The sequence below is a fragment of the Burkholderia sp. Bp8986 genome, from assembly GCF_003854225.1.
Lineage (GTDB): Bacteria > Pseudomonadota > Gammaproteobacteria > Burkholderiales > Burkholderiaceae > Burkholderia.
Genome location: NZ_QTQM01000015.1, coordinates 1 through 24,102 on the forward strand (window position 1 = coordinate 1; position 24,102 = coordinate 24,102).

Genomic DNA, 24,102 nt, shown 5'->3' on the forward strand with positions numbered 1-24,102 from the left:
CCAGCGCAGCTCCATGTTGTAGTTCAGGCCACCGCGAATCACGTGGCAGTGGTTGTCGATCAGGCCGGGCAGCGCGCTGCGGCCGCCGAGATCGACGACCTTCGTCGCGCGGCCCGCGAGCGGCATGACTTCCGCGTCGCTGCCGACCGCGACGAAGCGGCCGTCCTTGATCGCGACGGAGGTCGCGACGGGGTTCGCGCGGTCGAGGGTCGTGAATCGTCCGTTGTGGAGGATCAGATCCGGTTGAGTCCCGGTTGCGGTCATATGCATCACCTCGCTTCGATCAGAAGCCAAAGAGCTGTTTGAGGGTGGGGATGGCCTGCACGCCGATCACCATGCCGAGCAACCCGACAAGGGCAATCAGCGGCGGTGCCGGGGAGCGCACCTTGATGGCGCTGTAAATGACACCGATCAGCAAGCCCGCACCAAGGGAAACCAGATAGGGTTCCATACGATCAATTTCTCGGACTGGTTGGAGAGCAGGTCCTGACGTCCCGGCCAACATGCCGCGGACGGCATCCGTGATTCGTTCACGGTCCGCCGTCCGCGGCAACGGAGCCGGCGCGGCGCGTTCGCATCGAACCCGCCGCACCGGCATCGACGGTCGCAGACCGTCCGCGCTTACTTCGCCGGAACGGCCGGGATCGACTCGTGCGGCGTCGCGGTGCGCTGCGGTGCCTTGTGGACCATCGTGTACGCGTAGTCGACGCCCATGCCGTACGCGCCCGAATGCTCCTTCGCGATCGCCATCACGGCGTCATACGTCTCGCGGTGCGCCCAGTCGCGCTGCCATTCGAGCAGGACCTGCTGCCACGTGACGGGCACCACGCCGGCCTGCACCATGCGCTGCATCGCGAAATCATGCGCGGCCTGCGTCGTGCCGCCCGATGCGTCGGCGACCATGTAGATCTCGTAGTCGCCTTCGAGCATCGCGCAGAGCGCGAACGTCGTGTTGCAGACTTCGGTCCACAGGCCGGAGACGACCACCTTCTTGCGGCCGTTCGCGGCGAGCGCGTCGCGCACCTTCTGGTCGTCCCACGAGTTCATCGACGTGCGTTCGAGCGTCTTCTGGTTCGGGAACACGTCGAGCAGCTCGGGATACGTGTGGCCCGAGAAGCTGTCGCTTTCGACGGTCGTGATCGTGGTCGGGATGTTGAATACCTTCGCGGCCTTCGCGAGGCCGACGACGTTGTTCTTCAGCGTCTGGCGATCGATCGACTGCACGCCGAACGCCATCTGCGGCTGCTGGTCGATGAAGATCAGCTGGCTGTTGTGCGGAGTGAGTACTTCAAGCTTCGGGTTGCTCATGGCGGTGATGTCCTTTGACGCGGAGAAAAATGCGGCCTGCCTCGCCGACCCATGCGGGAGGCAGCCAATACGCTGTGCCGGGAGATTCGACAGCCAGCCGGCATCATTCAATACGCAAATTCCCGATCACGCCAATTAATCATTCTGATTCGCGCGGGCCGCGACGCTCAGGCTTAAAAGATCTGAATTTCGTTGAACCGAACCATGGTGAACGCGAAGACCTGATAGGCTGGTCGCGGACTGCCGAAGCGACGCCGGATCGGTAGTTATCCGTATTTTTTACACGGCCGCCATTTCACCCGGATCCCATGAAACCGTACACCGCCTCGCTGTTCGCCGGCCTCCTCGCCGGTATCGTCTATGCGCTGATCGGCGTGCCGTCGCCGGCGCCGCCGATCGTCGCGCTCGTCGGCCTGCTGGGCATCCTGGCCGGCGAACAGATCCTGCCGGTCGCGCGGCGGATGTTCAGCGGTATCCGGCTCGGCACCGCGTGGCGCGATGCGAAGTGCAGCCAGCACATGTTCGGTGCGCTGCCCGGTGCCCACGCACCCGACACCGCCGCGACGCGCCGCGATTCGACGCCGACGTGACGCCGACGTGACGCACGCACGTTGACCGGATGCAGCCATGCCCGTCCGCGGGCATCGCCATGCCGTCGTGTTCCTTCGATCACGGTGGTGCCACGCGGCCTGGCCCGCGCCATGCCGTTGCGTCCCGCCGCCTGGCCGCGCGATGGATCGTCCTGAACGGTATTGGATCGAGCGGCGCTTGACGCTAACATGGCAGCCCGACGTCCCTCCGTGGAATTCGCCATGAAGCTGTCATTCGAAGCGCTCGAAGCACTGGACGCGATCGACCGCACCGGCACGTTTGCCGAAGCCGCCGAACTGCTGCACCGCGTGCCGTCCGCGCTGACTTACCTCGTACAAAAGCTCGAAAGCGACCTCGGCGTCGCGCTGTTCGACCGTAGCGGACGCCGCGCGAAACTCACGCACGCGGGGCGCGTGGTCGTCGAAGAGGGCCGCCGGCTGCTGCATGCCGCCGAACAGCTCGAACGCAAGGCGCAGCGTGCGCAGCAGGGCTGGGAAACCGAGGTCCGGATCTGTGTCGACGAGATCCTGCCGTTCGAGGCGATGTGGCCGTACGTGCACACGTTCTATGGTCTCGAGATGGACACGCGGCTGCGACTGTCCACCGAAGTGCTCGGCGGCACCTGGGATGCGCTGATTTCGCGCCGCGCGGATCTCGTCGTCGGCGCCACGGGCGAGCCGCCCGAGCTGCCGGACATCGTGGCACGGCCGATCGGCACGCTCAGGCACGTGTTCGCCGTCGCCCCCACCCACCCGCTCGCGGCGCTGCCGGAACCGCTGTCGCTGGCATCGGTCGTCGCCCATCGCGGCGCGGCGATCTCGGATACGTCCCGCGAGCTGCCGCCGCGTTCGGTCGCCATCGACGCGGGGCAGCCGTATCTCGCCGTCCCTACCCTCGCCGCCAAACTGGCCGCGCAATGCGAAGGACTCGCGGTGGGCACGCTCCCCGACTGCATCGCGGCACGCGCGATCGCGCAAGGCAAGCTGGTCGCACGCCAGGTGACCGGCATGCGCGACACGACCCAGTGCTACCTCGCGTGGCGCGGCGACGAGGCCGGACGCGCGCTGCACTGGTGGGTCGAACAACTCGACCGCCCGGATCTCGTCGACCGGTTCACCGCGCTCGCCTGACCGCGCTCTCTTCGCGGCCGCGACCGCCGTCGCCCGCCGCCCGCCACCCGCCACCCGCCGCGTCAGCCGAACGAATCGTGCAGGCGCTTCATCTCCTTCTCGAGCCACTCGATCAGGTTGAACGACGCATGCTCGCTCGCGGCCGGCGGCATCCGCATCTTCTCCTCGGTCGCGATGTGCTCGGTGAGCGATTCGCACATCAGCCGCCCCAGCTCGGGCTTCCGCGCGAGCAGCGGCGACAGGTCGCGACTGCTCAGCTGATAGGCCGTCACGGCCGTCACCGCGTAGACGCTCGCATGCAGTTGCGTGCCGGCGAGCACGACGGACTGGCCGATCGCGTCGCCGGGCGCCATCCGCCTGACTTCCGTGTCGCCCGTCGCGCCGGGCACGAACACCGCCGCGACGCCGGCCGCGACGATCGTCAGCAGGCGCGCGTCGGAGTTCGACGCGTAGATCACCTCGCCCTTGTTGAACACGCGTGACGCGAGCGCATCGGCCAGTATCGCCAGGTCCGCGTCGTCGAGCTGCCTGAACAGCTCGACCGCGCGCAGCAGGCGTTGCCCGCGCGACGCCGGACCGGGTGCCGCCGGCGCGCCCGTCAGCGGGCGCAGCGCAACGTCCGCGGCAGCCAGATGCCGGTGGGCCAGATCGTAGAGCCGGTTGCGGACGTCGATCTTTTTCTGAAGCGAGTCGACGTAACAGACGAGTTCGTATTCGATCGAGTTGGTCCTGAACGCCTTGACAACCGGGATCGGCGCCGGACTCGCGAGCACGTCCAGCGAACTGGCCGCGGCATGCGCGAGCGCATCGACGACGACGGCGGGCCGCGCTTGCGGGTCGAGCTCGATCGTCAGCGTCACGCCGTACACGTTCGCCGGTTCGCTCAGGTTGACGATCGCCGCCTTGGCCGCGACGCTGTTCGGCACGACGACCAGGTTGCCGAGGCTGTCGATCAGCTTGGTCGCGCGCCAGTTGCTTTCGACGACGCGCCCTTCCAGCGCGCCGATCGCCACCGTGTCGCCGAGACGAAACGGCTGCGTGGTATTCAGCACCAGGCCCGAGAACACGTCGTTCAGCGTGTTCTGGACCGCGAGCCCGAGGATGACGGCGACCGCCCCCGACGTCGCGACCACGCCGCTGAGCGGCAGCCCCAGCACGTAGCCCAGCGCGGCGACGGCGGCCGCACCGAACACGGCGCCCGCGGCGATATCGTGGAACAGCCGCTGGTTGCGCCATGCGCGCGGCAGCAGCAGATGATCGAGCATCAGGCTGAACACCAGCGCGCACTGCAGCCACCATGCGACGCCGATCACCTGGATCGCGAGCCGGTCGAACCGGTCGGGCGACGCCGGCACCGCGAGCGGGCTCACGCCGGTCGAGAACAGCACGTAGGTCAACGCTGCGAACGATGCGCAGCGCCACACGGCTTTCGTCGTCGAACGGCCGCGCCCGAGCAGCCGCCAGGCGATCAGGTCGGCAAGAACGATCGGCGCGCCGTAAGCGACCGTGACGGACAGGTTCGGCATGCTGGAATGGGCTGAGGGCGTGCTTCGCGACGAGCGGGGACCCTGCGCCGGCAGTCGGTGGCGTCGCGACAGCGATGAGCGGACAGTCCCCGCGCATGCAATGTAGACGCGCCGGCCGGCCGGGTCCTGTGTTCGGCCTGAAATGTTCTGAATGCGCGGTCGGCGCGCCGCGCTACGCGTCGCGCGGCGGCAGTTCGGCCTCGCCCGCCTCGAACCCGAGCGCGTGCACCGCCGACCATGCATCGTGCGCGATCTGCGTCGGCCCCGACGTGTGCGCGAGCGCGGCCGCATACGCGGCCAGCAGCCGCACGCGCGCGTCGGCGCACGCGGGCGTGTCGTCGAGATCGCGCATCGCGTCGAGCGCCGCGCGCGCCCGTTCGCGACACTCGTCCACGAGCGACAGGTCGAACAGGCAGGGCACCGCGACCGCGGCCAGCGCGATGCCGACCCGCGCGTCGCCGTTCGGCGAAAACGCCCAGTCGAGCGCCGCGCGTAGATTGCCGAGTTCGCGCCGGATCACGTCGAGCCGCGATTCGGCGAGCTGCCCGTCGTCGCTACCGGGCGCACGCCGGAACAGCGCCAGGAAGTAGCGCGCGTGCGCGAGCGCCGCGGCCGCGCATTCGCCGTTGGTCTCGAGCTGCTGCAGCGCGTACGCGCGCGTCGTCGTCAACAGCCGGTAGCGCGGCGCGCCATGCGCGCTCTCGAGGCTCAGCAGCGATTTCGACACAAGGCCCGCGATCGCGTCGAGCAGCGCCGTGTCGACGAGCCCCTTCGTTCCGACGATGTCGCGCACCGCGTCGATCGAGAAGCTGTCGCGGAACACGCCGAGCCAGCGCAGCAGCAGGCGCTCCGCGTCGTCGAGCAGGCGGTAGCTCCAGTCGTACATCGCCTGCAGTGTCTGATGACGCGGCAACGCCGTGCGAAAGCCGCCGGTCAGCAGCCGGAAATGGTCGTCGAGATGCGCGGCCAGCACGTCGATGCCGAGCACGGCTGCGCGGGCCGCGGCCAGCTCGATCGCGAGCGGCAGCCCATCGAGACGCCGGCAGACCGACGCCATCAGCGCCAGGCAGCGTTCGTCGAGCGGAAAGCGCGGGTCGGCGGCGCGGGCGCGCGCCGAGAACAGCTGCACCGCGCTCGCGCCCGCGGTCTCGCGTTCGTCCGCGCCCTCGGCGGGTACCTCGAGCGGCGGAACCGGACACAGTCGCTCGCCCTGGATGCGCAGCGCCTCGCGGCTGGTCGCCAGGACGCACAAACCGGCATCCGACTCGGTCAGCGCGGTCGCGATCCGCGCGGCGGCATCGAGCAGGTGTTCGCAATTGTCGAGCACGAGCAACATCCGCCGATGCGCGACGCTGGCGAGCACCGCTTCGAGCGTCAGCGACCCGGCCGGGTGCACGAGGCCGAACGCGCCGGCCAGCGCGTCGGGCACGAAGTGCGGGCACGCCACCGTGGCCAGCGATACGAACGCGGCGCCATCCGGAAAGCGCGCTTCGGCCCGCATGGCCGCTTCGAGCGCCACCCGCGTCTTGCCGATGCCGCCCGCACCGACCAGCGTCACGACGCGCGCGGTGTCGAGCGCCGCGAGGACGTCCGCGACCGTCTGCTCGCGGCCGATGAGTGCGGTCGGCGCGGGCGCCAGCCGCGATGTCGCGGGACGCACGGGCGCCGCGGCCGGCGCCTGTGCCTGCGCTTGCCCGCCGACCAGCCGGTAGCCGCGCCCCGGCACCGTGATGATCAGGTTCCGGTTGTCGGCGAGCGCCTTGCGCAACGCGGCGACATGCACCTGCAGGTTGTTTTCCTCCACGACCGTGTGCGGCCACACGCGCTGCATGATCTCGTCTTTCGATACCAACGCGCCGTTCGCCCGAATCAGGAGTTCGAGAATTTCGAATGCGCGGCTGCCGATTCGCAGCAGTTTGCCGTTCGAGCGAATTTCACGCCTGTCGAGGAAAACGTGAAGTGTTCCAATCCGGATCATTTGAATTCTTAATCGCTTTCCATTCATCGATGCCCTGTCGGAAATGACACCGGTGATGCAGATGCTACGGCATTTTAAGCATCCATTGATTCAAATTATTAGAAGCCAAAGAGCAAATTTTTTGAATCGACGACAACCGCGAATGGCCGCCGCAGGCCGGTATTCGCGCTGCACCTCGTCCAGCGCCGCGCATCACGGCTTCCGGCGCCGGCAACAGGCGAAACAGCGATTCACCAATGAACCCGTTTGGTGTGATAAAAGCGCCGCCATTCCTGATTTGCTTTTGCACGAATCACTTGCCGTGGCGATTTGAATGAATTGCGCCGAGGTTGCGGGAAAAAACTTTTGTTCCTGCAAGCGATGCGCGTGTTCGCATTTGCATCGATCATCGGTATGCGCCGCGGCATCGCATTCGATGCCGAATTGCTGTACGCCGCCGCGTTGTTCCATCGCATCGGGCCGACAGAAGGCCAGCGGCACAGGCGCCGGCGCGACGAAAGCGACGGCGCGAACGTCACGCACGCGTTTCTCTTTCCCGGCGGACACGGCGTCGCCGCCGAAGACGGGGCCGCGGTATGGCGCGCGATTGCGCTGCACGCGGCTGTCGGCATTCATCCGTACATGACACCACCGACGGCATTACTCGGCGCGGGGTCGAAGCGGATCTCTTTGTGCTGCGTTTCGACGAGGTGGGCCGCGCCAAAACACGCCAAAACGCGACGAGATCGTGCAGGCGTGGCCACGGGCGGAGCCCACGCTTCAAGGCGCCGTTCCTCGAGGCATACGCCGCGGGCACCGCGCATCGCCCCGAGACCGCGTTCGGCAACGTCGTCGCCGACGTGCTCGAGCGCTGCGACCCGGACTATCGTCGGACGAATTTCTGCGGCCTGGTGCTCGGCTCGAAATGGGCGGAGTGAGCGCGAGCGGCCGGCCGTGTTCGCCGCGCCGCGTCGCTCCGCCGCCGCATCACGCGCGGACGAACGCCAGCAGTTCGTCGTTCAGGCGTTGCGCGTGCGTCAGATACAGCGCGTGCGGCCCGCCCTCGTAGACGCTCAGCGTCGCGCGCGGCACGCGCTTCGCGGTCGCGGCGCCCGTCAGCGCGAGCGGCACCGTCTGGTCGTCGTCGCCGTGAATCACGAGCGTCGGCACGTCGAACCGGTCGAGATCCGCCCTGAAATCGGTTTCGGAAAACGCCCCGACGCAATCGAGCGTGCCCTTCAAGCCGGCCTGCAACGCCATGAAGGTCGTCCAGTCGAGCGCCGCGCGCGAGATCGTCGACGCGGGCCGGTTCGAACCGGTGAACAGCGGCCAGAAGTTCTCGAAGAACGCCGCGCGATCCGCGACGATGCCCGAGCGAATGCCGTCGAACACGGCAACGTCGACACCGTCGGGATGATCGTCGCGGCGCGCGACCAGCGGCGTCACCGCGCCGATCAGCACGGCTTTCGCGATGTGCCGCGTACCGTGCCGGCCGATGTAGCGCGCCACCTCGCCGCCGCCCATCGAAAAGCCGACGAGCGTGACGTCGCGCAGCCCGAGCGTCTCGATCAGCGTCGCGAGATCGTCGGCCAGCGTGTCGTAGTCGTAACCCGCCCACGGCTGGCCGGAGCGGCCGAAGCCGCGCCGGTCGTAGGCGATGCAGCGCATGCCGTGCGACGCGAGATGATGCATCTGGACGTCCCACATGTCCGCATTCAGCGGCCAGCCGTGAATGAACACGACCGGGCGGCCGGCGCCCCAGTCCTTGTAGTGAATCGAAACGCCGTCGCGTGTCGTGAACGTGCTCATGCGGATTCCTCGGTGGTGATCAGGCGGCCGCCGACCGGTGCCGACGGACGGCGCGCGGGGTGCCGCGTCATGACCGCGACAGCCTGGCGATGAAGCGGTTCAGCTCGGACGTGAGGATCACGTCCCGATAGTTCGCCGGGCGCTTCGCGCCGCGCCATTGCGGCTTGTAGATCGCATCGCCGGCACGGATCGTGATGCCGGTCAGCGCGCAGCGCCCGAGACCGCGCGACTTGGCGCTGATCCAGCGCTGCTCGTCGTAGCGAAAGCGCGTGGGATCGCTCCACGATATCAGGACCGACGAATCGGTCTGCCGCTCGGCCGCGACGATCGCGCACCGGCGGCGCATGCCGTCGCTCGACGCGGCCGGCACTTCCTCGCGATGGCGACGGCACGCGGCGTCCGGGTCGCGAAGTGGCGGCGGCGCGTGGCGGCGCGCGGCGGCCGACGGGTCGAGCAGCGTCATCACGTGTTCCCAGCGATTGAAGGCGTCCATGGCGGCGTATCCGGGCAAGTGGCGACGGGCCGGATGTCTCGCACCCGCACGCATCGCGATGCGTCATCCGCCGCCGCGAACCGGCAAGATCCGCGACGGGATGACCTGATGCCGACGATAACGGGCCGCCGCTGAAGAGTCTTTACGCCGGGCTTAATTTTTCTGGCGGGCGCGCTCGCGCGGCGAGCGGCGGCCGCGTTCACGACAATTCAGCACGATTTCAGTACGCGCCGCGCGGTCGCGGGATAGCCTCCTGTCGGCGTTCGTTCGTGCCCTTGTGTGCCTGCCGGCGCGCGAACGCGAACGCGCCGGCTGCCCGCGCGAGCGCCGCTCGCGGGCAGATCCGAAACCCTTCAAATCCAACGCGGCACCATTGCACCGCACGTTCAAGGAGTCCTCATGCGTCCCGCAGATCACGACGCCATTCCCTCGGCGCGCCGCCGAGACATGCTGCTGGCCGGCGCGACCGCCGTTGCCGCCGCCGCGCTGCCGGCCGCTGCCGCCGCCCCCAAACACGCCGCTTCCGCCCATCAAGGAGCCCATGCGATGAACACGATCACCACCAAAGACGGTACGCAGATTTACTTCAAGGACTGGGGCAGCGGCCGTCCGGTCGTGTTCTCGCACGGCTGGCCGCTGTGCGCCGATGCGTGGGACGCGCAGATGCTGTTCCTCGTGCAGCACGGTTACCGCGTGATCGCGCACGACCGGCGCGGTCACGGCCGCTCGAGCCAGCCGTCGCAAGGCAACGACATGGACACGTACGCCGACGACCTGGCGGCGCTGATGAATGCGCTCGACCTGCGCGAAGCCACGCTCGTCGGCCATTCCACCGGCGGCGGCGAAGTCGCGCACTACATCGGCCGGCACGGCACGAAGCGCGTGGCGAAGGCCGTGCTGATCGGCGCGGTGCCGCCGCAGATGGTGAAATCGGCGTCGAATCCTGGCGGCCTGCCGATGGACGTGTTCGACGGCATCCGCAAGAACGTCGCCGAGAACCGTTCGCAGTTCTACAAGGATCTCGCGGTGCCGTTCTTCGGCTTCAACCGGCCGAACGTCAAGGTGTCGCAAGGCACGATCGACGCGTTCTGGGCGCAGGGCATGATGGGCGGCGTGTACGGCCAGTATCAGTGCGTCAGGGAATTCTCCGAGGTCGACTACACCGAGGACCTGAAGAAGATCGACGTGCCGACGCTGATCCTGCACGGCGACGACGACCAGATCGTGCCGATCGACGATTCGGCGCGCCTGTCCGCGAAGATCGTGAAGCACGCGCAGCTGAAGGTGATCCCCGGCGGCGCGCACGGGATGTGCGTCGTCAACGCCGACCTGATCAATGCCGAACTGCTCGCGTTCCTGAAGGCGTAAGCGCTGCGGCACGGCGCGCGCGGCCCTGGCGCCGGCGCGCCCTTCAGGAAGATTCAGGAATTTTCAGGCCGACGCGATTCCGTCGCGGGGAGCGCGATCGCTAAGATCGTCGCTGCGCGATGCCGGGGGCTCATGGCGACGGCGCACGCGCCGGCCTGAGCAGGATGCCGATCAACACCCCCGCGACGGCGAACGCCATCGCGACCCGGAAATTGTCCGCGAGCGCGAGCGTGGTCGCCTGGACCCGGACCGCCCGGTCGAGCAGCGCATAGGTCGCCTGGTCGCCCGTGGCGAAGGTGGCGCCGTGCGACACGAGCGACGCCGCGCCAGCCCGCAGCCGCGCGAGCGTTTGCGGATCAGACAGCGTGACATGCAGACCGACGAGATTCGAATGGGTAGCCTCCATGATGCGCTGGATCACCGCGATCGACGTCGTGCCGAGTTGCCCGCTCAGCAGGCGCGTCGTCTGCACGACGGCGCCGAACGTCAGCGCGTGCTCGGCCGTCACATGCTTGCCGAAGAAGAAGATGACCGACGTGAGCGCCATCGTCTGCCCCAGCGCCTGGAGCAGTTGCGACGGGATGAAGTCCGGCTCGGCCCACGCGGGCGTGAGACGCGCGCCGAGCGCGAACGCGACTGCCACCATCAGGAAACCGGCCACGATCAGCCGGCGCGGATCGACGCGCTGCAGCAGCCACGCGACGCACGGCGCGAACAGCAGTTGCGGAATCGCGATCCAGCGCAGCGTATCGCCGATCTGCAGCGGGCGAAGCCCGTAGGTGCTCGCGAGAAACACCGACGGAATGAAGCTCGTGTTGAGCACGGTGAAGCGCACGAGACCGACGAGCAGGATCAGCAACGCGACGTTGGGCAGCGCGAGGTAGCCGAGATCGAGCCCGGCCTGCCGGGACGTGAGTTCGTGGATCAGGAATGCGGCAATCATCAGGATGCCGATGCACAGCAGCGCGACGATCAGCGGCGACTGGAACCAGAACAGCCGTTCGCCCTGGTCGAGCGCGATGCACAGGCACGCGAACCCGCCGGCACCGAGCAGCATGCCGCGCGTGTCGATGCCCGACACGAAACGCTTGACCGGCTCGTTCGACAGCGACAGCAACAGGCAGACGATGAACGGCACCGTCAGCAGCGCGTTCTGCCAGAACAGCCAGCGCCAGCTCAGGTGTTCGCTGTACCAGCCTTCGAGCGTCGCGGACAGGTTCAGCGACATCTCGAGGTTCATCGCATACGCGGCGATGCCGAACGGGATCAGCCGCGGCGGCAGCGTGCGCACGACGAACCCGACGGTCAGCGGCACGAACACGCCGGACGCGAAGCCGGCGAGGCTCTGGAACGCGATGAAGGTGCCGAAGTTCGTGCACAGCGGCAGCACGGTTTCGACGACGAGAAACACCGAGGCGCCCGCCAGCAGCACGCGGCGCGTGCCGAACACGAAGGCCGCCGCGATCGCGAGCGGGCCGACGAACATCTGCGACGCGGTGAACGCCGTGTTGATCCACGCGCCTTCGTCGAACCCGACGCCGAGCGCGCCGCGCACGTCGGCGAGGCCGAGCGACGTGATGCGCGACGTCAGCGTCGCGATGATCGCGCCGAGCAGCACGGACGCGATCGCGGCGATCGAGCGAAACGTCGGTATGTCGGCGGCCGGCGCGGCGGCCGGCCCCGGTGTCGCGCCACCGGGGGCGAACGTGGTGTTCATCGTCGAGCGGCTCCCGCATATGAGGCTCGCGCAAGCATAGCGCGATACGAAGAAAGTCGTCCGTACGATGGAGTATCCCGACCATGACCCCGAACCCGCCGGACTCGCCGTCCGTTCCCGCCGCGCGTTCGCGCAAGTGGCCGGTCGTGCTGATCGCCGCCGGCGCGCTGCTGCTCGTCGCGCTGCTGGTCTACGAATACGATGCGCACGAACGCGGCACCGACGACGCGTACGTGACCGGCCATCTGCACGTAATCTCGCCGCGCGTGGCCGGCACGGTCGAGCGCGTGCTGGTGGACGACAACCGGTTCGTGCATGCGGGCGAGCCGCTCGTGCGGCTCGACCCGCGCGATTTCGACGTGCGCGTCGCGCTGCAGCGGGCGCGCGTCGCGCAGGCCCACGCCGATGCGAGCCGCGCGAAGGCGCTGGTCGAGCAGGCCGACGCGACGCGCGTGTCGGCGCATGCGGATGCCGAGAAAGCCGAGCTCGATTACGCGCGGGCCCGCGAGCTGACCCGCGAAACGCCGCGCGGGCTGTCGCAGCAGGAATTCGATGCGGCCAACGCGGCACGCAAGTCCGCCCGCGCGCGCATCGACGCGGCCGACGCGCAATGGCGCAGCGCGCAGGCCGCGTGGCAGGCGGCGGCCGCCGTGTCGAACCAGAACGACGCCGAATTGCGCGACGCGGAACTCCAGTTGCAATACACGACCGTCGTCGCGCCGTCTGACGGTTATGTCGGCAAGAAGACCGTCGAGACCGGCGAGCACGTCGCGCCCGGCCAAGCGCTGCTCACGCTCGTCGAGCCGCACCCGTGGGTGGTCGCGAACTTCCGCGAAACCCAGCTGCGGCACGTGCGCACCGGCGACGCCGTGCAATTGCGCTTCGACGCGCTGCCGGAGCGGACCTTCAGCGGCCACGTCGACAGCCTGTCGCCCGCGACCGGCGGGCAGTTTTCGCTGCTGCCGCCCGACAACGCGACCGGCAACTTCACGAAGGTCACGCAGCGGGTGCCCGTGAAGATCCTGCTCGACGGGCAAGCGGTGACCGAGCCGCGCATCCGGCCCGGCCTGTCGGTCGTCGTCACGCTGCAACCCGAGCGCGCGCAGCCATGATCCGCATCGCCGCCCCGTTCGCCGCCGTGTTCGCGGCCTGCCTGCTGAGCGCATGCACGATCGCGCCGCGGCCGCTTGCGCCCGTACCGGTCGGACCGGCCCCGTTCCGCCATGCGGATGCGGCGAACCCACCCGCCGCGCCGCTCGCCGAGTGGCCCTCATGGTTCGGCGCGCCGCCGCTCGTCACGCTCGTCGACGCCGCGCTCGCCGGCAATCCCGACCTTCGCGCCGCCGCGGCGCGCGTCGACCAGGCGCAGGCGCTGCTCGGCGTGCGCGAAGCCGCGCTGGCGCCCACGGTCGGTGTCGCGCCGTCGTTCAGCCGCTCGCGCGTGTCGGGCACGGTCGACAACGCATTGCCGAAACGCACGATGCACAACTGGTCGGTGCCGTTCACCGCGAGCTACGAAGTCGATCTGTGGGGCCGCCTGCGCGGCGACGCCGAGATCGGCCGGCAGAACGTGCTGCAGGCGGACGCGGATCGCGCGGCGGTGCGCCTGCGCGTGGCGACCGACGTCGCGGCCGACTACCTGACGCTCCATTTCGTCGAACAGGATCTCGCGACGCTCGCGCGCGCGATCGAGCTGCGCCGCACCGCGCTCGACGTGATCGCCGCGCGCGTGCGGGCCGGCGCGGCGAGCGATCTCGACGCGCTGCGCGCGTCGGCCGATCTCGATACGGCACGCGCCGATCTCGCGGACAGCCGCCGGCTGCGCGAGAACCTCGTCGACGCGCTCGCCGTGCTGACCGGCGTGTCGCCCACCACATTCGCCGTCGCGCCCACCACATCGCTCGTGCGCGTGCCGGACGTGCCGCCCGGGCTGCCGTCCGCGCTGCTCGCGCAACGGCCCGACGTCTACGCGGCCGCGCGCCGTACCGACGCGGCGTCGCTCGAGATCGGCGTCGCCCGCACCGCGTGGCTGCCGACGTTGACGCTGACCGCGCAGGGCGGTTTCGCGAGCCGCGATCTCGGCACGTTTCTCGATCGCAACAGTTCGCTGTGGGGGCTCGGCGCGAGCGTCGCCGAAACGCTGTTCGACGGCGGCAAGCGCGACGCCGCGGTGGCCGCCGCGACGGCCGGCGCGGACCTCGCCGACGCGAACTATCGCGCGACCGCGCTCGGCGCGCTGCGCGAGGTTCAGGACGCGCTCAACGACATCGCCGCGCAGAAGGAGCGGATCGCGCGCTACGACAGCGCGGCGCGCGCGACCGAGGCGGCCGCGCGGTTGTCGCTGAGCCGTTATGCGCACGGCTACGTCAGCTATCTCGAGGTGATCGACGCGGACCGCGATGCACTGAGCGCGCAACGCCAGCTGATTCACAGCCGGCAGTCGCTCGCGATCGCGACGATCGGCCTGGTGCGCGCGCTGGGCGGCGGATGGACGCCGCCGGCGTCGGCGTCGGCGTCGGCCGGCGACGCACGTCGCGCCGGACGCTTGTGACGCTGCACGAACGCGCGCCGCGCGTTCGCCGGACGGGCGTCAGACGCTTTCATGCCGCTCTTAAGCTTACCTAACGTTTTTTGCGTTGTTGCACGGTCACCCGCTCAGTCACCCGCTCTGCCACCCGCCCCCGCCGGGCGCACGCCGAGCGCTTCGGCCTGGCGCACGAGATCCGGCAGCGTGCGGACCTGCATCTTCTTCATCACCTGCGCACGATGCACCTTCACCGTGATTTCCTGCAGCCCGAGATTCGCCGCGATCTGCTTGTTCATCAGGCCCGCGATCACCTGGCTCATCACTTCCCGTTCGCGCGGCGTCAACGACGCATAGGCCTGCCGCACCGTATCCAGCGCACGCTCGCGCGCGAGGCGTTCGCCGTCGCTGGCCAGCGCGCGGCCGACGGCATCGAGCATCGTGTCGTCGTCGAACGGCTTGGTCAGGAAATCGAGCGCGCCGCCCTTCATGGCCTTGACGGTGGTGGCCACGTCGCCGTAACCCGTCATGAACAGGATCGGCATGTTCATGCCCGCGCGCACCGCTTCCTCCTGGACGGCGAGCCCGCTCTCGTCGGCCAGGCGCACGTCGAGGATCAGGCAGCTCGGCACGTCGGGCCGCTCGAATGCGAGGAACGCGCGCGACGACGCGAACGTCTCGACGCGAAACCCGGCCGAACGCAACAGTGCGCTCAGCGCGCGCCGCAGCGTTTCGTCGTCGTCGACCACATAGACGATCGGCGCGGGATCGCCCGCGCCCTGGTGACGGTTCGAAGTCATATCCGGCGTGCTCGCCATCGCATTCCTCGTGTAGGCATCCGCTTCATTATCGAATGATAAACCGAGAAAAGTCCGGGCGGACGCGCCACTCACGCGGGCGGTGTGCCGGATGCGACCTGATCGATCAGGTCGAGCAGGTCGTCCGATGGAAACGGCTTGCGCAGGAACGCGACCGCGCCTTGCGCGAGCGCACGGCGGACCGACTCGTCGTCGCCGTGCGCCGACATCAGGATGACCGGCAGCGCCGCGTTGCGCCGCACCAGCAGGCGCTGGACGTCGAGACCGCCCATCCCTTTCATCTTCAGGTCGAGCAGCACGCACGCCGCGTCGTCCAGCGGGCCGGTCGCGAGAAATTCCTCGCCCGACGCGAACGGCAATGCGGTATGGCCCGCCGATTTCAGCAGGCTGGCAAGACTCTTTCGGACCGACGCATCGTCATCGATGATGCAAACAAGGGCCATGAAATAAAAACCTAAATGGTGTCAATCGAGGTGAGCGCCGTGCGGTTCATGCCGCATCGACAGGCGCCGCCGCTGCGCGCCAGGTCCGCGCAGCCCGGCTGTCACGCCCACGATCCGGCGACCGGCACGGCCGGCGCCGGCTGCAGCGCGTCCGCGTGCGGGTCGGCCGCAAACGACGCGCGGCGCGCGTGGAGACGCCCGGCTTCGCCCGATTCCGCCAGTTTCTCGAGCGCATACGCGCGCACGACTTCGAGCAGCGAGTAGCGCTTCGACAGTCCGACCGAATGAACGACCAGCAGCGATTTCGACGCCAGGCTGACGAGACAGTCCAGCACCTCGTCCGCACCCAGTTCGTTGCAGGCGGCCAGCGCGCAGGCCGCGTCGAGCCGGAACGCATCCGGAAACACCGCGAGACGGCACAGCACGGTGCGCTCCATGTCGTCGAGCAGCCGATAGCTCCACTCGATGGTGGCCCTGAGTGTCTGCTGGCGCGGGTGCGCCGTGCGCAGGCCGCCGGACAGCGACAGCACCGACTTGTCGAGATCCGCCGCCAGCCCCTGGATGCCGAGCGACGCGACACGGGCCGCGCCGAGCTCGAGCGCGAGCGGCAGGCCGCTCAGGCGGCGGCAGAGGGTTGCGATCGCGTCGAGCGTCTTCGCGTCCGCCGGAAGATCCGTACCCATCGCGCGCGCGCGCGCCAGGAACATCCGGACCGCGCCGCTCGCGACGATGTCGTCGGCGTTCGCGCCGGCCGGCGGCAACGACAGCGGCCCGACGCGATAGACCCGCTCGCCCGCCACCCGCAACGGCTCCCGGCTCGTCACGACGAGTATCGCGCCAGGGTTCGCGTCCGCGATCGCTTCGCTCAGGTCGGCCAGTTCGTCGACGTACTGCTCGGCGTTGTCGAACACGAGCACGACGCGCTGCTCGCCGATCGCCTGGACGACGTCGGCGGGACCCGCGCCCGGGCCGCCCGGCAGGTCGAACGCGTCCAGCACCGCGCACGCCAGGGTCGCGTCGGCCCGCAGGCCGGCCAGGTCGACCCGGACCATCTCGATCGCGTGCGCCATCGACCAGGCCGTCGCGACTTCCAGCGCCAGATGCGTCTTGCCGACGCCGCCGGGACCGACCAGCGTGACGAGCGCCTCGCGTTCGAGCAGCCCGTGCAGCTCGGCCGCTTCCTGCTCCCGGCCAATCATCGGACATTTGCGCGGCGTAGCACTCGCGCGGACATTGCCTGCCGAGTCGAACGCGAGCGGCGGGCGATCGCCGTGCGCATGGTCGGCCGGCGGCGCGAGCCGGTAGCCGCGGCCCGATTCGGTCCGGATCCACCCGTGCTTGCCGCCGAACAGCTTGCGCAGCGTCGAGACGTGGACCTGGATGTTGTTCTCGACCACGATCGTGTTCGGCCACACGGCCTGCATGATCTCGTCCTTCGACACGAGCCGGCCGGCCGCCTTCACCAGCAGTTCGAGGATCTCGAACGCCCGGGCGCCGATATACCGGGGCTGCCCGTCGACACAGACTTCGCGGCATTCAAGGGAAACCGTCACCCGTCCGAACGTGTACATGATCCGCACTCGCTTATGCTGCCTGCCACCTCGCGCCGCCTCGCGAGGTGACGCGCTCCTGGGTTGCCCGTCCGGCCATGCCGATGCATGCCGGAAGGCGTGACCGTATCGTAGGTCGCAACCGGCGCCGCGAATATTATCCATAGGTTTAAGTCCGGCCCCGGCCGGCCGCCGGGGCTCAAGGGCGCGGCGGGTACTGCAAAATCCCGCGGGCTGTCGGACAATGCACGGGTCGCGGCCCGAACGCGCGCGACCGAGCCCGGCCGATCCCGCATCGCGAGCCGCTTCCACCTCCTCCACCCAGCCCGCCGCCCCACCGTGAATCAGCCCTTGCGTAACCCGGACGACACGAACCGAATGGATGCCGAATGGCTCGCGCGTGCCCGCCTGTCGAACGTGGTGCGCTCGGGCGACGTCCTGACCTTCGACCTGACCGACCGCGCGACGGGGCGCGTGTGGCCGGCGTGCCAGACCGGCTGGGAATTCGACCAGCGCTGCCGGCAGTTCGAGCAGGAACATGCGTTGAACGGGATCCTGGACCCGGCCTGGGCGCTCTTGCCGGTGGCGCTGATCCGCGCGGCCGACGGCCCGGTGCTCGTTCATCCGCGCCTGGACGTGCGTGCGTTCGACACGCTGACCGACGGCCGGCTGCCGCTCGACGCCTTTCTCGAAACGGCGATCGGCGCCGCCCGCACGCTCGGGGAACTGCATCGGCGCGGCTGGCTGCACGGCGATCTCCAGCCGGCCAGTTTCGTCATCGCAGCGGACGGCACCGTCATGCTCCGCTCGTTCGCCCATGCCCGGGAGCGCGCGACGAAACAGGCGGCGGACCGCACGATGCGCACGGATTTCGCCGCGTACGCCGCGCCGGAAGTCTCGGCAGGCGCGTGCGTCGACGAGCGCGCCGACCTGTACGCGTTCGGCATCACGCTGTTCCGCCTGCTGACGGGCGCGATGCCTTACAAGGCCGCGTCGACGTCCGACTGGGTCCACGCGCACGTCGCGATCAAACCGTCGCCGCCCGCGGCGTTTCGCGGCGACGTGCCCGCCATCCTGAACGATCTGATCCTGAAGCTGATCGCCAAGGAACCCGCCGATCGCTACCCGTCCTGTGAAGCGGTGCAGCACGATCTCGAACGGATCCTGCACGACTGGCTCGCCGCGGGGCGCGTCGAGCCCTTCGCGCTCGGCGGCTGCGATCCGTTCGCCGGTCTGCACACGCTCGACCTGCCGGTCGGCCGAGACGTGGAAATTCATCTGCTCGAGGGGATCCTGGAGAGCGTCACGCGCACCGGCGAGTCGGCCCTCGTGCTGGTCGGCGGACCGGCCGGCGTCGGCAAGACCGCGCTCGCCGAACACTTCGTGCGTCATGCGCGCGCCGCGTCGCGCACCGCCTGGTTCGCGTCGGCCACGGTCGACCGGTTCCAGCCTGCGCGGCCGTATGCGCCCGTGCTGCAGGCGCTGCGCACGCTGTTCGGCAGTGCGCTGGCGAGGCGCGACGACGAAATCGCGGCGATCGCCGCGCGGCTGCGCGACTGCGTGGGTCGGCAGGCCAGTCTTCTTGCGGCGATCTTCCCGGAAACCGGGTGGCTGCTCGACGTCGAGCCCGTCGCGTTCGACCCTACCGATGCGATTCCCGAATTCCATCTGTGCCAGATCGTCGTGAATGCATTCCGCGCGTTCGCGGCGCCGGGCGAGCCGCTCGTCATGACACTGGACGACATCCAGTGGGCCGACGAAGCGACGCTCGCGTTCCTCGCATCGATCGCGCTCGATCCGCCGGCCCATGTCTGCATCGTCGCCAGCTATCGGAGCGGGCCGCCGCATGACGACGCGCCGGCGTTCCGGCACCTGCGCGAGCAGCTCGATCGCGCCCGCGTCGCGTTGCTGACGCTGGCACCGCTCGATACGCCCGACGTCACGCGGATGCTCGCCGGCATGCTCGGCGAGGCGCCGGCCCGCTTGTCCGGGCTCGGCGACATCGTTCATCGCAGGACGGGCGGCAATCCGTTCTACATCCAGCAGCTGCTGCGCACGCTGATCGACGAGCAGCTGCTCGGCTACGATCCGGTGCGGCAAGCGTGGCAATGGAATGCGGACGACATCGAGGCGCGCCACGAGACCGAGAACGTCGTGAGCCTGCTCGCGGTCCGGATGCAGCGCTTGCCGCACGAAACGAGAACGCTGCTGGCGCTGATGGCCTGTATCGGCATCGACATCGACGAAGCGCTGTTGCGCGCGGCCGCCGACAAAACGCTGGCCGAACTCCGCTTCTGGCTGGACCCGGCGCGCCGGATGGGTCTCGTGTCGCTCTCCGGCGACCGCTGGCGCTTCGCTCACGACCGCATCCTCGAGGCCGTCTACGCACTCACGGGGCGCCCGGAGCGCGCGCTGCGCCACGCCCGGATCGCCGCCGCGATGCTCGCGCGCGCGAACCCGCCGTCACCGGACTCCTTGCTGGCGCTCGCCGCCCAGATCGAACTGGCGCAAGGCGTGCCGCTCGACGACACGCTCGCGCTCGCATACGCGGGTGCGCTCGCCGACGCCGCGGAGGCCGCGGCCACGGCCGCCGCGCGCGATCGTGCGTTGTCGTTTCTTGCGTCGGCGCAATCGCTGCTCGGCCCGCATGCCTGGTCGCAACACTACGGCCTCGCCAGCCGGATCGGCATCCTGCGCAGCGGCCTGCTGCTCGCGACCGGCGAAACCGCACAGGCGTCCGACGCGATCGACACGCTCATGGCACGTACGCGCACGCCCGCCGACCGCGCCGAGGCGCATCGGCTGAAGGCCGCGCAGCTCACGGTGGAGGCGCACTACCGGCAAGCGATCGACGTCGCGCTGGCCGGGCTGGCGCTGCTCGGCGTCGAACTGCCCGCCGAGCCGGTCGAGGCCGATCTCGCGGCGGCCTGCGATGCGGTGCGCGCGGCGCTCGACGGCCGCGCCATCGCCGACCTGGTCGACCTGCCCGTGATGACCGACACGCGCGTGGAAGCCACGATGGCACTGCTGACCGCGCTCGAAGCCGCGATGTTCTATCCGAGCGGCGGGTTGATGCTGCTGCATTTCGCGACGATGGTGCGGCTGACGCTGCGCCACGGCGTCACCGCCGCGTCGGTGCAGGGGCTCGCGTGGTACGGCGTGAGCATCGCGGAGCACCACGGCGCGTATGAAGACGGCTTCGAATTCGCCAGGGTCGCGCTCGCGCTGGTCGATCGCCACGGCTTCGAGCGCTATCGCTCCGCCACGCTGATCGCGCTCGACCAGGTGAGCGTCTGGACCCAGCCGCTGTCCTACGCACTCGAACGCGCACGCGATGCGAAAGCCGCGGGCAATGCGAGCGCCGAGCTGCGATGGATGTGCTACAGCTGCAATCACATCGTCAGCGATCTGTTGTCGATGGGCGAGGCGCTGCCCGCGATCCGCGCCGAAATCGACCCGCTGCTGGAGATCGCGCGTGGCGCGCACTACGACGACATCACCGACCTCGTCTCCACACAATCCGAATTCATCGATGCGCTGCAGTTCGGCCAGGACCGGCTGATCGGCAGCTGGCGTGCCCGTGCGTCATCGCGGACCCCGATGTCGGTCCTGGCGTTCTGGACCGACGTGCTCGCCGGCCAGGCGGCCTTCATCTTCGGCGACGCCGCGACGGCGCGCGCATCGCTCGATGCGGCTACGTCGAGTGCATGGTCGACGCCCGCGCACATCATGCTTGCCGATTTCCACCTGTTCAGCGTGCTGGCCGGGATCGCATGCGACGACGGCGCAACGCCGCCCGAACGCATGCTCGAACGCTTCGCGCCCCAGCGCGCCCGCTTCGCGGTGTGGAGCGAGCGAAATCCCGGAACGTTTCTCAACAAGCTCGCGCTGATCGATGCCGAGTTCGCGTGCGTGCGCGGCGAGCACGTGGTCGCGATGCAGCAATACGAAACGTCGGCCAGCCTCGCGGCGGAACACGGCTTCGTGCACGAACAGGCGCTCGCGCACGAGCGGGCCGCGCAGCATGCCGCGTCGCTCGGGCTCGGCGGCCAGGCCCGTCATCAGTTGCGGCTCGCCCATGCGTGCTACCGGCGCTGGGGCGCGACCGGCAAGACGCGGGCGATGGAAGCGCAGCATCCGTTCCTCGTGATGGATCCGTCGCCGGGCGGCCCGGCCGCGCCCGCGCGCGAAGATCTCGATTTCGCGCTCGCGATGCGCGCCGCCCATTCGTTATCCGAAGAAATCGTGCTCGGGCGCCTGATCCAGACGCTGATGCGCAACATGCTCGTGTATGCCGGCGCGCGCCATGGCCTGCTGCTGCTCACCCGGCACGACCGGCTGACCATCGAGGCGGTGGCGCGCATCGCGGGCAGCGACGTGATCGTCGATATCGCCCGCAGCGAACCCACCGAACAGGATGTGCCGCTGTCGATCCTGAACACCGTCGCGCGCACGCGAAAGCCGATCGTGCTCGCGAATGCGCAGCGCGACGGCGTGCCCGATCACGTCGACAGCCTGCGCGCGCACCCGACGCGCTCGCTGTTCTGCCTGCCGCTGTTGAAACAGGGCGCGCTGGTCGGCGTGCTTTATCTCGAGAATGCACTGAGCAACGGCGTGTTCTCGCCGCGGCGCATCGCGATGCTGGAAGTGCTCGCGCCGCAGGCCGCCAACGCGCTCGAATCCGCGCGGCTCTACGCGGAACTGATCGACGAGAACGCGCGCCGGGTCGAGACCGAGGCCGCGCTGCGGCACGCGCGCACCGAGCTCGCGCGCACCGCGCACATGACGGTGATGGGCGAGCTCGCCGCATCGATCGCGCACGAGATCAATCAGCCGCTGACGAGCATCGTGTCGAGCGCCGGCGCGGGCATGCGCTGGTTGCGCGGCCCGCAACCCGATCTCGGCGAGGCGCTCGCGAGCCTGGACGACATCCGCGCATCCGGCGTGCGCGCGGCCGACATCGTCCGCGCGTTGCGATCGCTCGCGCGCCAAACGCCGCCCGCGCTGGCGCCGGTCGCGATCGACGACCTGATTCGCGACATGCTGCGTCTCACCGAGACGGAAATCGACGCGAAGCAGGTGGTGCTGCGCACCGAACTGCACTGCGACGGCATCTGCGCGATGGCCGACCGCACCCAGATCCAGCAGGTGATCCTCAACCTCGTCACCAATGCACTCGACGCAATGGACGGACTCGTCACGCAGTGCGAACTCGAAATCGCGTCGCAGGTCAGCGACGGCCATGCGGTGGTCCGCATCGCCGATCGCGGCGCCGGCATCGCTGCGGACATCGCCAACCGGATCTTCGATCCGTTCTTCACGACGAAATCGCACGGCATGGGAATGGGACTCGCGATCTGCCGCTCGATCATCGAGGCGCATGGCGGCACGCTCGAAGCGGCGCCGCGCGACGGGCACGGTACCGTGATGACGTTCCGGCTGCCGGTGTCGACGCGCGGCTGATACCGGCGGCCAACGTATCGCGGCGCCAGCGCCGCACGGCTCAGGCTGCGCCCTGCCGCTGCGCATCCTCGCTCAGGAAGCGGTGGACGAAGGTCACGGCCATCGCCCCTTCGCCGACCGCCGACGCCACCCGCTTGACCGAGCCCGACCGGACGTCGCCCGCCGCGAACGAACCCGGCACGCTCGTTTCGAGATAGTAGGGCCGGCGCTCGAGCGGCCACACGCGCCCGAATGCAGGACAGTCGTAGAGGTCGCTGCCCGTGACCAGGTAGCCGCTCTCGTTGCGAATGATGTTCGTGTCCCTCGCCCATTCGGTGTTCGGCGCACCACCGATGCAGACGAACAGGTGCGTGGCCGGCAGCACTTCCCGCGCGCCGTCTTCCGTGCGCAGCACGATCGCCTCGAGCCGGCCGTCGCCCTGCAACGCGTCGACGGTCGTGCCGTAGCGGACGGTCACGTTCGGCATGCGCTCGATCCGGTCGATCAGGTAGCGCGACAGCGTTGCCGCGAGCGATGCGCCGCGCACGATCATCGTGACTTCACGCGCGTGCCGTGCGAAGTTCATCACCGCCTGCCCGGCCGAATTTCCGCCGCCGACGATGAACACGTGCTTGCCCTCGCACATCGGCGCCTCGCTCGAGCCCGCGCCATAGAACAGGCCCGCGTTGAGAAAGCGCTGTTCGTCCGGCAGACCGAGGCTGCGGTATTCGATGCCGGTCGCGCAGATATTTGCGCGCGCGGTCAGAATCGAGCCGTCGGCCAGGTCGACGCGAATCTTGCCGTCGACGAACGTCGCATGCACGCCCTCGCGCATCATCAGCAGCTCGACGCCGAACTTGACCGCCTGCTGGCGCGCACGCTCGGCCAGCTCGGCGCCGGGTATGCCGTCCGGGAATCCCATGTAGTTCTCGATCAGCGAACTCGTCCCCGCCTGTCCACCGACCGCATCGCGCTCGATCACGACGGCCCGCAACCCTTCCGATGCCGCGTAGACGGCAGCCGACAGGCCCGCCGGGCCGGCACCGTAGATCGACAGGTCATACTCGATGAAGCGCGGCCGCGCGACCCAGCCGAGCTTGGCGGCGATCTCCGGCAGCGTCGGCTGGTACATGCACGTTCCGTCCGGAAAGACGACGACCGGCAACCGGACATCGCGCAGCGGCGCGATGCCCAGCTCGCGCACGCAGTCGGTGTCGGACGTCAGTTCGCACCACGCGTACTCGACCACGCCGCGCTTCAGGAAATCGCGAATTGCGTAGGCTTCCCTGCTGTTCGGCAAACCGATTACCCTGACATGCTGAGACTGCGTCATGAAGCCCTCCCGGCGACCGCACCGCGACATTGCACCCCGGCCGCACTTGCGACTGTACGTCGTCGTCGCCATCGCGCCGCGACGTTTAATAAG

General features: G+C 69.1%; 20 protein-coding genes. 7 read left to right on the forward strand and 13 right to left on the reverse strand.

The features are described from left to right. The 3 genes from DID99_RS15665 to DID99_RS15675 all read right to left on the reverse strand — a co-directional run. A partial coding sequence (locus DID99_RS15665; RefSeq protein WP_148094676.1) for an amidohydrolase family protein occupies positions 1-264 on the reverse strand: 264 nt, incomplete at its 3' end. Between the two features lie 19 nt (positions 265-283). Continuing rightward, positions 284-451 carry a DUF1427 family protein gene (locus DID99_RS15670; protein ID WP_044847131.1) on the reverse strand — a complete coding sequence of 56 codons (168 nt, stop codon included), beginning with the start codon at positions 449-451 and terminating at the stop codon, positions 284-286. Between the two features lie 170 nt (positions 452-621). Beyond that, complete coding sequence (locus DID99_RS15675) at positions 622-1,308, reverse strand: hydrolase (RefSeq protein ID WP_044847130.1); 687 nt, start codon at positions 1,306-1,308, stop codon at positions 622-624. A gap of 308 nt (positions 1,309-1,616) precedes the next feature. On the opposite strand from DID99_RS15675, the gene DID99_RS15680 reads away from it, so the two are divergent. Then, positions 1,617-1,898 (forward strand): XapX domain-containing protein, encoded by a 282-nt coding sequence (locus DID99_RS15680; protein WP_044847129.1) that lies wholly within the window; start codon positions 1,617-1,619, stop codon positions 1,896-1,898. Positions 1,899-2,120: 222 nt separating this feature from the next. Further along, complete coding sequence (locus tag DID99_RS15685) at positions 2,121-3,029, forward strand: LysR family transcriptional regulator (RefSeq protein WP_124667105.1); 909 nt, start codon at positions 2,121-2,123, stop codon at positions 3,027-3,029. Positions 3,030-3,091: 62 nt separating this feature from the next. Here DID99_RS15685 and DID99_RS15690 read toward each other — a convergent pair whose 3' ends face one another. The 3 genes from DID99_RS15690 to DID99_RS15700 all read right to left on the reverse strand — a co-directional run bounded on the left by DID99_RS15690 (position 3,092) and on the right by DID99_RS15700 (position 7,148). Continuing rightward, positions 3,092-4,555 (reverse strand): mechanosensitive ion channel family protein, encoded by a 1,464-nt coding sequence (locus DID99_RS15690; RefSeq protein WP_124667106.1) that lies wholly within the window; start codon positions 4,553-4,555, stop codon positions 3,092-3,094. Positions 4,556-4,727: 172 nt separating this feature from the next. Beyond that, positions 4,728-6,533 (reverse strand): winged helix-turn-helix domain-containing protein, encoded by a 1,806-nt coding sequence (locus DID99_RS15695; RefSeq protein WP_124521276.1) that lies wholly within the window; start codon positions 6,531-6,533, stop codon positions 4,728-4,730. A gap of 192 nt (positions 6,534-6,725) precedes the next feature. After that, entirely contained in the window at positions 6,726-7,148 is a 423-nt protein-coding gene (locus tag DID99_RS15700; RefSeq protein ID WP_124667107.1) for a hypothetical protein, read from the reverse strand. Between the two features lie 56 nt (positions 7,149-7,204). Here DID99_RS15700 and DID99_RS15705 point away from each other — a divergent pair, with 56 nt between their 5' ends. Then, positions 7,205-7,450, forward strand: coding sequence for a hypothetical protein (locus DID99_RS15705; RefSeq protein ID WP_124667108.1), 246 nt, complete (start codon positions 7,205-7,207; stop codon positions 7,448-7,450). A 49-nt stretch (positions 7,451-7,499) separates the two neighbouring features. On the opposite strand, the gene DID99_RS15710 is transcribed toward DID99_RS15705, so the two are convergent. Together DID99_RS15710 and DID99_RS15715 are read right to left on the reverse strand one after the other, a co-directional pair. Beyond that, on the reverse strand, positions 7,500-8,321 hold the full coding sequence (locus tag DID99_RS15710) for an alpha/beta fold hydrolase (protein ID WP_124667109.1): 822 nt from the start codon (positions 8,319-8,321) through the stop codon (positions 7,500-7,502). A gap of 67 nt (positions 8,322-8,388) precedes the next feature. Further along, a complete protein-coding gene (locus DID99_RS15715; protein WP_124667110.1) occupies positions 8,389-8,814 on the reverse strand; it encodes a DUF3331 domain-containing protein in 426 nt (141 codons plus the stop codon). Positions 8,815-9,360: 546 nt separating this feature from the next. Here DID99_RS15715 and DID99_RS15720 point away from each other — a divergent pair. Then, positions 9,361-10,182 (forward strand): alpha/beta fold hydrolase, encoded by an 822-nt coding sequence (locus DID99_RS15720; RefSeq protein ID WP_185640873.1) that lies wholly within the window; start codon positions 9,361-9,363, stop codon positions 10,180-10,182. A gap of 130 nt (positions 10,183-10,312) precedes the next feature. On the opposite strand, the gene DID99_RS15725 is transcribed toward DID99_RS15720, so the two are convergent. Then, positions 10,313-11,899: an MFS transporter gene (locus tag DID99_RS15725; RefSeq protein WP_044847121.1), complete on the reverse strand. Its 1,587-nt coding sequence runs from the start codon at positions 11,897-11,899 to the stop codon at positions 10,313-10,315. An 83-nt stretch (positions 11,900-11,982) separates the two neighbouring features. On the opposite strand from DID99_RS15725, the gene DID99_RS15730 reads away from it, so the two are divergent. Both DID99_RS15730 and DID99_RS15735 read left to right on the forward strand, forming a co-directional pair. Beyond that, the gene (locus DID99_RS15730) at positions 11,983-13,011 is read left to right on the forward strand and encodes an HlyD family secretion protein (protein WP_124488012.1); all 1,029 of its coding nucleotides are present in this window, start codon (positions 11,983-11,985) and stop codon (positions 13,009-13,011) included. Further along, the gene (locus DID99_RS15735; protein ID WP_124667112.1) at positions 13,008-14,450 is read left to right on the forward strand and encodes an efflux transporter outer membrane subunit; all 1,443 of its coding nucleotides are present in this window, start codon (positions 13,008-13,010) and stop codon (positions 14,448-14,450) included. The genes DID99_RS15730 and DID99_RS15735 overlap by 4 nt, the downstream gene beginning before the upstream one ends. A 104-nt stretch (positions 14,451-14,554) precedes the next feature. Here DID99_RS15735 and DID99_RS15740 read toward each other — a convergent pair whose 3' ends face one another. The 3 genes from DID99_RS15740 to DID99_RS15750 all read right to left on the reverse strand — a co-directional run bounded on the left by DID99_RS15740 (position 14,555) and on the right by DID99_RS15750 (position 17,255). Continuing rightward, positions 14,555-15,223, reverse strand: a complete 669-nt coding sequence (locus tag DID99_RS15740; protein WP_260444584.1) for a response regulator transcription factor — start codon at positions 15,221-15,223, stop codon at positions 14,555-14,557. 89 nt (positions 15,224-15,312) lie between these two features. Continuing rightward, complete coding sequence (locus tag DID99_RS15745; protein ID WP_124488014.1) at positions 15,313-15,684, reverse strand: response regulator transcription factor; 372 nt, start codon at positions 15,682-15,684, stop codon at positions 15,313-15,315. A gap of 101 nt (positions 15,685-15,785) precedes the next feature. Beyond that, a complete protein-coding gene (locus DID99_RS15750) occupies positions 15,786-17,255 on the reverse strand; it encodes a winged helix-turn-helix domain-containing protein (protein ID WP_185733778.1) in 1,470 nt (489 codons plus the stop codon). A gap of 357 nt (positions 17,256-17,612) precedes the next feature. Between DID99_RS15750 and DID99_RS15755 the strand changes: the two genes are divergently transcribed. Next, positions 17,613-22,697: an ATP-binding sensor histidine kinase gene (locus DID99_RS15755; RefSeq protein WP_124667114.1), complete on the forward strand. Its 5,085-nt coding sequence runs from the start codon at positions 17,613-17,615 to the stop codon at positions 22,695-22,697. 40 nt (positions 22,698-22,737) lie between these two features. Here DID99_RS15755 and DID99_RS15760 read toward each other — a convergent pair whose 3' ends face one another. After that, the gene (locus DID99_RS15760) at positions 22,738-24,009 is read right to left on the reverse strand and encodes an NAD(P)/FAD-dependent oxidoreductase (protein ID WP_124667115.1); all 1,272 of its coding nucleotides are present in this window, start codon (positions 24,007-24,009) and stop codon (positions 22,738-22,740) included. Positions 24,010-24,102: the final 93 nt, after the last annotated feature.

What these genes read in the sequence shown, in the direction of transcription:
- DID99_RS15685 (WP_124667105.1), top strand. Translation starts at nt 2,121, where the DNA reads ATGAAGCTGTCATTCGAAGCGCTCGAAGCACTGGACGCGATCGACCGC.
- DID99_RS15720 (WP_185640873.1), top strand. Translation starts at nt 9,361, where the DNA reads ATGAACACGATCACCACCAAAGACGGTACGCAGATTTACTTCAAGGAC.
- DID99_RS15710 (WP_124667109.1), bottom strand. Translation starts at nt 8,321, where the DNA reads ATGAGCACGTTCACGACACGCGACGGCGTTTCGATTCACTACAAGGAC.
- DID99_RS15695 (WP_124521276.1), bottom strand. Translation starts at nt 6,533, where the DNA reads ATGATCCGGATTGGAACACTTCACGTTTTCCTCGACAGGCGTGAAATT.
- DID99_RS15700 (WP_124667107.1), bottom strand. Translation starts at nt 7,148, where the DNA reads ATGAATGCCGACAGCCGCGTGCAGCGCAATCGCGCGCCATACCGCGGC.
- DID99_RS15760 (WP_124667115.1), bottom strand. Translation starts at nt 24,009, where the DNA reads ATGACGCAGTCTCAGCATGTCAGGGTAATCGGTTTGCCGAACAGCAGG.
- DID99_RS15745 (WP_124488014.1), bottom strand. Translation starts at nt 15,684, where the DNA reads ATGGCCCTTGTTTGCATCATCGATGACGATGCGTCGGTCCGAAAGAGT.
- DID99_RS15730 (WP_124488012.1), top strand. Translation starts at nt 11,983, where the DNA reads ATGACCCCGAACCCGCCGGACTCGCCGTCCGTTCCCGCCGCGCGTTCG.
- DID99_RS15740 (WP_260444584.1), bottom strand. Translation starts at nt 15,223, where the DNA reads ATGACTTCGAACCGTCACCAGGGCGCGGGCGATCCCGCGCCGATCGTC.
- DID99_RS15690 (WP_124667106.1), bottom strand. Translation starts at nt 4,555, where the DNA reads ATGCCGAACCTGTCCGTCACGGTCGCTTACGGCGCGCCGATCGTTCTT.
- DID99_RS15715 (WP_124667110.1), bottom strand. Translation starts at nt 8,814, where the DNA reads ATGGACGCCTTCAATCGCTGGGAACACGTGATGACGCTGCTCGACCCG.
- DID99_RS15680 (WP_044847129.1), top strand. Translation starts at nt 1,617, where the DNA reads ATGAAACCGTACACCGCCTCGCTGTTCGCCGGCCTCCTCGCCGGTATC.
- DID99_RS15670 (WP_044847131.1), bottom strand. Translation starts at nt 451, where the DNA reads ATGGAACCCTATCTGGTTTCCCTTGGTGCGGGCTTGCTGATCGGTGTC.
- DID99_RS15675 (WP_044847130.1), bottom strand. Translation starts at nt 1,308, where the DNA reads ATGAGCAACCCGAAGCTTGAAGTACTCACTCCGCACAACAGCCAGCTG.
- DID99_RS15750 (WP_185733778.1), bottom strand. Translation starts at nt 17,255, where the DNA reads ATGTACACGTTCGGACGGGTGACGGTTTCCCTTGAATGCCGCGAAGTC.
- DID99_RS15735 (WP_124667112.1), top strand. Translation starts at nt 13,008, where the DNA reads ATGATCCGCATCGCCGCCCCGTTCGCCGCCGTGTTCGCGGCCTGCCTG.
- DID99_RS15755 (WP_124667114.1), top strand. Translation starts at nt 17,613, where the DNA reads ATGGATGCCGAATGGCTCGCGCGTGCCCGCCTGTCGAACGTGGTGCGC.
- DID99_RS15725 (WP_044847121.1), bottom strand. Translation starts at nt 11,899, where the DNA reads ATGAACACCACGTTCGCCCCCGGTGGCGCGACACCGGGGCCGGCCGCC.